This is a genomic window from Prevotella sp. P5-64, from assembly GCF_002251285.1.
GTDB lineage: Bacteria > Bacteroidota > Bacteroidia > Bacteroidales > Bacteroidaceae > Prevotella.
This window is the reverse complement of record NZ_NPJK01000036.1, coordinates 1-8,114: the sequence shown is the minus strand read 5'-3', so window position 1 is coordinate 8,114 and position 8,114 is coordinate 1. Positions and strand designations below refer to the sequence as shown.

General features: G+C 58.6%; 7 protein-coding genes. 5 read left to right on the top strand and 2 right to left on the bottom strand.

The window, feature by feature from the left end; genetic code table 11:
* Window positions 1-337 precede the first annotated feature (337 nt).
* The gene (locus CIK87_RS07310) at window positions 338-733 is read left to right on the top strand and encodes a hypothetical protein (RefSeq protein WP_094386652.1); all 396 of its coding nucleotides are present in this window, start codon (window positions 338-340) and stop codon (window positions 731-733) included.
* Window positions 734-904: 171 nt separating this feature from the next.
* Here the strand turns inward: CIK87_RS07310 and CIK87_RS07305 are convergent, their stop codons facing one another.
* Window positions 905-1,432: a TlpA disulfide reductase family protein gene (locus tag CIK87_RS07305; protein WP_094386651.1), complete on the bottom strand. Its 528-nt coding sequence runs from the start codon at window positions 1,430-1,432 to the stop codon at window positions 905-907.
* 3 nt (window positions 1,433-1,435) lie between these two features.
* Window positions 1,436-1,603: a hypothetical protein gene (locus CIK87_RS14350; RefSeq protein ID WP_158216217.1), complete on the bottom strand. Its 168-nt coding sequence runs from the start codon at window positions 1,601-1,603 to the stop codon at window positions 1,436-1,438.
* 130 nt (window positions 1,604-1,733) lie between these two features.
* Here CIK87_RS14350 and CIK87_RS07300 point away from each other — a divergent pair, with 130 nt between their 5' ends.
* The 4 genes from CIK87_RS07300 (at window position 1,734) to CIK87_RS07285 (ending at window position 8,010) form a co-directional block, all read left to right on the top strand.
* The gene (locus tag CIK87_RS07300; protein WP_094386650.1) at window positions 1,734-2,876 is read left to right on the top strand and encodes a PCMD domain-containing protein; all 1,143 of its coding nucleotides are present in this window, start codon (window positions 1,734-1,736) and stop codon (window positions 2,874-2,876) included.
* Between the two features lie 30 nt (window positions 2,877-2,906).
* On the top strand, window positions 2,907-3,653 hold the full coding sequence (locus CIK87_RS07295) for an outer membrane beta-barrel protein (protein ID WP_094386649.1): 747 nt from the start codon (window positions 2,907-2,909) through the stop codon (window positions 3,651-3,653).
* Window positions 3,654-3,683: 30 nt separating this feature from the next.
* On the top strand, window positions 3,684-5,243 hold the full coding sequence (locus tag CIK87_RS07290) for a calycin-like domain-containing protein (RefSeq protein ID WP_094386648.1): 1,560 nt from the start codon (window positions 3,684-3,686) through the stop codon (window positions 5,241-5,243).
* 103 nt (window positions 5,244-5,346) lie between these two features.
* Window positions 5,347-8,010, top strand: a complete 2,664-nt coding sequence (locus tag CIK87_RS07285; protein ID WP_094386647.1) for a 4-alpha-glucanotransferase — start codon at window positions 5,347-5,349, stop codon at window positions 8,008-8,010.
* Window positions 8,011-8,114 lie beyond the last annotated feature (104 nt).

The following is an 8,114-nucleotide window of genomic DNA, read 5'->3' as shown; positions in this document are numbered from 1 at the left end:
AGGTGGGGATGTGAAAAAGAGACAGATGGTTGCTGCGGCGTCTTTCCAAGGGCCAGTCCCCCCCAGCCCGGGTCCACTATTATTCTATCCCCCCCCCGCCCCTCCCTTCGCTGACCCTTTTAGTCTTGATGCCGACGTGTCCACCGCCGCCTGCCCAGCCTGTGTCCCACTTGCTGCCTTGCCGTGTGCGGCTGTCGCGTCGCCGTTTCCCCTTATTTATATTCCACCCCTTGGCGTGGCTTTGCGAGCCGTGCCGCCATGGATGCCGACAGCCCCCAAGCCTGCTACGCGTCCACCAATAACAATTATCATTACATAAATAAACAACAAGACTATTATGGCAAATATCAAAAATCTCACTATGGGCAGCCAGCTGCTCAGCGATCCCCGTATCAACACCGTCAGCACCCTCTTCGGACTCTCCAGCAAGGCAGTCTATGTGCCCACCGGCAGCAAGATATCCTCCAGCGTCTACGAGTATTCCGCCCAGGAGGAAGACAAGCTCAAGCAGCTGCTCCCCCTTACCGGCGCAGCCCTCGCCGATGCCGCCCGCAACGTGAAGACCCTCAAGAGCCACGACATCGGCAATCTGCGTCTCGAGGTGTGCCTCTCTGCCGACCACCAGTTTGCTGCCATGCAGCTCTTCCGCTACAGCAACTTCGTCGCCACTCCCGTTACCTCTCTTTCTGTCTACGAACAAGCCGACGCAGCCACTGTGGCAGGTCTGCTGTAAGCCGTAGACCTTTTCTGACATAAACCTTTGAGGGCAACCATCACCCCTGCAGGCTCCGAGCCTGTGGGTGAGGGTTGCCCTCTTTGTCTTGTCTTGCTGGCGCTTGCCTTCCCCGCCGTGGCGGTGTCGCTGCGGCGTCGGCGAGCTGTCGTCTGTCGGTTGCTTGCCGTGTCAGTCGCCCAAGGCTTTGGCCAGTTCAGCCTCCACCTTGTCCATCATCACCGTGGCGAGTACCACCCGTCCGTCGGGAGCGATGAGATAGAGCGTCGGAATCCAGTTGATGTGATACAGCCGGTCGCTCTGGGTCTCCTTCTTCCACTTCTTCAGTTCGCTATATTGCCACCACACCATCTTGTTGTCAGCGATATACTTCTGCCAAGCCTCTCTGTTGGTGTCATAGGATATACCCGCTATCTGCAGACCTTTCTCCCCGTACTTCTGCCACAACCGCTGCAGCGCCGGAGTCTCCCTTCGGCAGTCGGGACACCATGATGCCCAGAAGTTGATAAGCACATACTTGCCCTTCAGGTCGCTCAGCCTTACCGCCTTGCCGTCCTTGCCGGTGCCCACCCTCATGTCGGGGGCTTTGGTGCCAGCCTTGAGCAGGTCGGTGGCATACTTCTCGTCCAAATCTTGTGCCGTGGCATGGGCTATTACCGCCATCAGTGCCACCATGATTGTGATTATTCTTGTCTTCATACCTTATATTATTATAGGTGCAAAAGTAGCCATTTCTTTCTGCCTCGCCGCTATGGCGATGGTTAAAAAAGTGGAAAACGCCACAAACTCGTCATGTCCAGTCATCCTGCAGTCATCCTCCGCCCATATCTCCGCATCCGTTCCATCTCCATTTATATCCCTAATTGCCAAGTCTACTAAGCAAATGGTACGGATGAAAACTTTTTAACGGCCAATATTTTTATTTATCTCCATTTTTATTTCGGGCAAACACTATTATTTCGTAAATTTGCATCACAATAATCGTTATAATAGAGCGAAAATGAATAAAAGTCATATCCTATGGGGATGCCTGAGTTTGCTCACGCTCACCTCTTGCTTCAAAGACGAGGCTCCCAATGCCGAGTGCGACATCGTCCAAGCATGGATACATGCCGACGACCCCTCCGCCATGTTTTACCAGGCGAGCGACAGTCTTGTCTATGTCATTTCCGACAAGACCGACATCCGCTTCACCGTCCGCCGCAAGGCCGACATCACCGCCCTTGCCCCCCACTTTGCCATTACTCCCGGAGCCGTCATGACTCCCGCCAACGGCAGCGTCCACGATTTCTCCCAGGGCCCTGTCGTCTATCGTGTCACCTCTGAGGATGGCGCCTGGCACCGCGACTACACGGTGTCTGTCGTCCCTGTCACCCAGACCGTGAGCGACGAGTATAGCTATGACTTTGAAAACTATCGTCTCAACAGCAAGAACAAGTACTATGTCTGGAGCGACGAGGAGCATGGCGTGATGACCGACATCTGGGCATCGGGCAATGGCGGCTTCAATGTCTCCAACTCCAATGCCGCCCCCCTCGAATATCCCACCATTCCTCTTGAAGATGGTTTCGAAGGCAAGGCTGTGCGCCTCGTCACGCGCAAGACCGGCGCCCTGGCGCAGACGCTCAACAAGCGCATCGCCGCGGGCAACCTCTTCCTTGGTGAGTTTGACCCCCTCGGTGCCCTTCAGGAACCCCTCAACGCCACTCGCTTCGGCCGTCCGTTTGACAAGCGTCCCAAGCAGTTGAGTGGTTACTATCGTTATACCCCCGGTCCCACCTTCCAGAATGTCGATGGCTCTCCCGTCGAGGGCAAGAAGGATGTCGCCGACATCTACGCTATCTTCTATCGCAACCATGATGGCAATGGCAATGCCGTGACCCTCAATGGTGCCAACGTGCAGACCAGCCCGCTCATCGTCGCCAAGGCCATCATGTCCGAGGTGCCCCCCACCACCCAGTGGACCCCCTTCAGCGTAGACTTCACCTATCTCTCTGAGATAGACCTTGACCTGCTCGAGAACCGCGGCTACAGCCTTGCCATCGTCTTCTCATCGAGTGCCGACGGAGCCTACTTCCAGGGCGCCATAGGCAGCACCCTCGACATCGACAAGGTGCGTCTCATCTGTGAGACCCAGGAGTAACCCCCATCCATACATCCAATGACAACGACAATGAAGAAAATCACCATACTCACCCTGCTCATGACCCTGGCGCTCACCGCCAGCGCCATCAGCCTGCCCGACAGCCTCAATTACACCGTCCGTCTGGGCTACAACATCGGTGGCACGGCGCCCATAGGCATGCCTGCCACCATCCGCAAGATGAACAAGTTCTACTTCAAGCCCAACTTCTCTCTGGGCATCGATGTCCAGCGCGACATGTGGGGCTCGTGGGGTCTGCTCACCGGTCTCCACCTCGAGAACAAGGCGATGAAGATCGACGCCACCGTCAAGAACTACCACATGGAGATGACCAAGGACGGCGACCGCATCGAGGGCGTCTACACCGGCAATCTGGTCACCGAGTGCGAGGAGTGGATGCTCACCGTGCCCGTCAATGCCACCTTCCGTATCGGTAATGTGCTGCTCAAGTGTGGCCCCTACATCTCCTATGTCTCCACGCGCGTCTTCAAAGGCCATGTCTACGACGGCTATCTGCGCGAGGGCGATCCCACCGGCACCCGCATCGAGCTGGGCAATACGCCCGACTCTTGGGGAACCTACGATTTCAGCGACCAGATGCGCCATCTGCAGCTGGGTGTCAACCTCGGTGCCGACTGGCAGTTCCACCACCGCTGGGGCGTCTATGCCGACCTGGCGTGGGGCGTCACGGGCGTACACCGCAGTTCGTTTCACACCATCGAGCAGACACTCTATCCCATCTTCGGCACCGTGGGTGTCATCTACAGACTCAAGTAATAACAGAATAAATATTCTAAACACACGATTATGATGAAAAAACTACTTACACTTTGTGCTGCCCTGGCCTGCACTATTGGTGCGACAGCCACCGGTTATAAGGGCGGTCTGTCCGTGGTGCTCAACGGCACCCCTTCCAGTTATCAGCAGGCCAATATTGAGGTAATACGTCAGGATGACGGCAAGTATGAACTTAAGCTCGCTGACTTCGTGATGCCCAACGGCGACGGCAAACTCTACGTGGGCACCATCGACATGCAGAACGTCGAGGCTGTCGAGAGCAACGGCGAGACCATCCTCAGCGCTGCCCAGCAGATAACCATAGCCCCTGGCAGCGACCCCGACCAGATGTGGCTCGGTCCCGCTCTCAGCGTTACCCCTATACCCGTCAAACTCAAGGCCAGCCTCAAGGGCAATGCTCTCCGTGCCAGCATCCACATCCCCTTTGCCACGATGGGTCTGGATATCGACGTGCTCTTCAACTCGACCGTTCTGCAGATTCCCAACTCGGGCTTCGAGGACTTCCACATCGAGAAGTCGGGCAGCAAGTCGGGCTATGAGCCCAACCACTGGCACTCCTTCCTCAGCGCCACTGGCATGTATGCCTCTACGCAGAATGCCTTCAGCGACATCCACACCAGTGTCAGCAAAGATGTGCGCCCCGGCACTGTCGGCAAGTCGAGCATCCTCGTCAAGGCCACCAGCATCTTTGGTATCGTAGCCAACGGCACTATCACCACCGGCCGCATGAATGCCGGTGACCTCTCTGCCACTTCTCCGCTCAACCACGCCTTCCTCGACCTCACCAATGCCGACAAGGATGGCCATGGAGATCCCTTCTACACCAGGCTCGCCGGCCGCCCCGACTCTTTGGGCGTCTGGGTCAAGTTCCGCCAGGCTGTAGCCCAGCCCGACGACCCCCATGCCAGCCTCAATGCGGTCATCACCGACGGCACCCGATACCAGGACCCACAGGACAAGGAGTACGACAACATCGTGGCCAAAGCTACCGACACCCTCATCACCAGCCAGAACGAGTGGGTACGCCTGTCCATCCCCTTCGACTACGCCACCTATGAGGCCAACCGTGCCGAGGCGTGCGCCATCTTGGTCACCATGTCTACCAATGCCCACCCCGGTAAGGGTAGTGCCGGCGACGAGTTCTATATCGACGACCTCGAGCTGGTCTATCTGCCCAAGGTGCGCGGCATACGTGTCTTCGGCAATGAGGTCCAGAACTTCGACCCCGCCGTCAGCGACTATGACATCCGTGTGCCCGAAGAGCCCACAGCCGATGTGGTTGTGCCCACAGCCCCAGGCTATACCACCGCAACCTTTGTCAACAAGGCTGCACGCACCATCAGCCTCGTGGCTTTCGGCGACGACCTGCAGCGCCATACCGTCTATACCCTCAAGTACACCGTAGACCCCACGGTGACCAATGGCATAGACTCTGCCACGGCTGGTGGACATGACCAGGTGGTGGCTGTGTATAACATCAACGGACAGAAGGTAAGTGCCATGCAGCCCGGCCAGCTCTACATCATCCGCTATGCCGACGGCACTACTGTCAAAGTGATGGGCAAGTAAATATGTACCTTATTATAATATAACCGGCGGAGGATGCTGTCTGTACTTGTGGTGCAGATGGCGTCCGCCGCCGTCTTTTTTCAACCTAATCTGAACCTCTCTCATGGACATAATCTTTCACATCGAGTATTACGTTTACGCCAGCGAACAGGTAGCAATCAATATTGTCGATGCCGCCGACGGCGTCACCCTCCACCGTCATCTTATGAATACCGATGACAATGCCCACTGGACCTTCGACTGGAACGCCGACGCATGGACTGCCGACGCGGCCGACTATTTCTTCACCATCGAGCATGCCGGCACCACGCTGAGGCGCGAGTGGACCACCATCCGTCATCGTCTCGACCTGCCGCGACGCCCGCAGACCTCGGTGAGGGTCTATTGCCGATGGATAGACATGCCCCACGACACCTATAGATACAGCTCGGCGTTTACCGAGTGTCTCCATCCCCATCCCGTACACCCCGTCCATTCGCCCGGCGACCGCTGCGTGCGACTGGTATGCCGAGCCCCGCAGTTGCGCTCGGGCCACCGGCTGGTGCTCACCGGCTCCGACCGCATCCTCGGCGAGTGGAACCCGCAGCAGGGCATACCCATGACCGAGCACGGGTACAACGAGTGGGTGGCAGAGATAGCCGCCGACCTGCTCACCGACACCCACCTCGAGTTCAAGTTTGTCATCATCCCCGACGACTCTTCTTCCCCCATCTGGGAAGAATGCCCCAACCGCCATCTCACCGTCACCCCTGCCTCCGGGCTTGCGGTCTACGAGCTCGACCAGTCGTTCTATCCCCTCTCCGACGAGCGCGTGGCAGGCACCCTCATTCCCGTCTTCTCGCTCCGTTCCGAGGGCAGCTTCGGTGTGGGCGACTTCGGCGACCTCTCGGCGATGGTCGACTTTGTGGCTTCCACCGGACAGCGGGTGCTGCAGGTGCTGCCCATCAACGACACCACCGTGACCCACACCTGGACCGACAGCTATCCCTACAGCTGCATCAGCGTCTTTGCCTTGCATCCGCAGTATGCCGACTTGCGCCAGCTGCCGCCGCTTGCCTCTGCCAGCCGCCGCGACCACTATGCCCGTCTGCAGCAGCAGCTCAACGGGATTCAGCAGATAGACTATGAGCGCATGATGCAGGCCAAGGAAGCCTATCTCCATGAACTCTACGACCAGGAGGGTGCAGAGATGATGGCCACCGACGCCTTCCGCACCTTCTTTGACGAGGCTGCCCAGTGGCTGGTGCCCTACGCCCAGTATTGCAGGCTCCGCGACACCACGCGCACCACCGACTTCAGCCGTTGGCATGGTCACACGGCGTGGGATGAGGCCGATCGCGCAGCCCTCTCCACCCCTGGCACCGCCGAGTATGCCGAGGTGGCTTACTACTACTTCGTACAGTACATCCTGCATACCCAGATGACGGCAGCCCACGACCATGCGCGCCGCTGTGGCGTCATCCTCAAGGGCGACATACCCATCGGCGTACACCGCCAGAGTTGCGATGTGTGGATGGAGCCCGGCTACTTCTGTCTCGACGGTCAGGCGGGCGCTCCACCCGATGATTTTGCCGTAGATGGGCAGAACTGGAGGTTCCCCACCTACAACTGGCAGGCCATGCTCGACGACGGCTGCCAGTGGTGGAACCGCCGCTTCACCAATATGGCATACTACTTCGACGCCTACCGCATAGACCATGTCCTTGGCTTCTTCCGCATCTGGGAGATACCCATCCACGCCGTGCGCGGACTGCTCGGACAGTTTGCCCCGGCGCTGGCGTTTACGCCCGAGGAGATAGAGTCCTATGGGCTCCATTTCTCTACTGCCATGCTCGCCCCCGTCATCACCGACGACATGGTCGATACCCTTTTCGGCGACCGTGCCGGGAGCGTGCGCCACTACTGCCTCGACGCTGTGGGCAACGGTACCTACACGCTGCGTGCCGACTACGACACCGAGCGCAAGATAGCCGACCTCGTCGAGGCTGGCCGCTGCGACAGTCAGCTCCTCGACGGGCTCTACACCCTCGTCGACGATGTGCTCTTCCTCGCCGACCACCGCGTGGCGGGTACCTATCACCCCCGCATCTTAGCCCGCAAGACCTGGGCTTACCGCCGTCTCTCCGATGCCAGCCGTCGCGCCTTCGACCGTCTCTACGACGACTTCTACTACCACCGCAACAACGGTTTCTGGTATGGCGAGGCGATGAAGAAGTTGCCGCCGCTCATCGAGGCCACCCACATGCTCGCCTGTGCCGAAGACCTGGGCATGGTGCCGTCGTGTGTGGCGCCCGTGATGGAGCAGTTGCGCATCCTGAGTCTGGAGATACAGACCATGCCCAAGGCTTCCACGCGCTTTGCCGATGTGAGCCGCTATCCCTACCGTTCGGTCTGCACCTTCTCGTCGCACGATATGGCGCCTCTGCGTCAGTGGTGGGACGAGGACCCGCTGCGCACGCAAGACTATTATGCCTCTGTGCTCCACCACGATGGCGAGGCGCCTCACCCCATGCCTGCGTCGTTGGCAGAGGAGGTGGTAGCCGCCCATCTCGCCTCGCCCTCGATGCTCTGTGTGTTGAGCCTGCAAGACTGGCTTGCTCTCGACGACCGTCTGCGGTTGCTCGACCCCAACGGCGAGCGCATCAACATCCCCGCCAATCCCCATCACTATTGGCGGTACCGTATGCACATCACCATAGAGCAGCTATCTGCCGACGCTCATTTCTCCCAGCATATCAGTGAGATGATTGAGAGGGCGGGGAGGTAAAAGGGAAAGCCCCAGCCACAACCCCAAAAGCCCCTCCCCATGCCCTCCCCAAGGGGAGGGAGTCCCTTTCTACTGTGTTTGAGGCGGTTGTGTGGCGCTCTCTC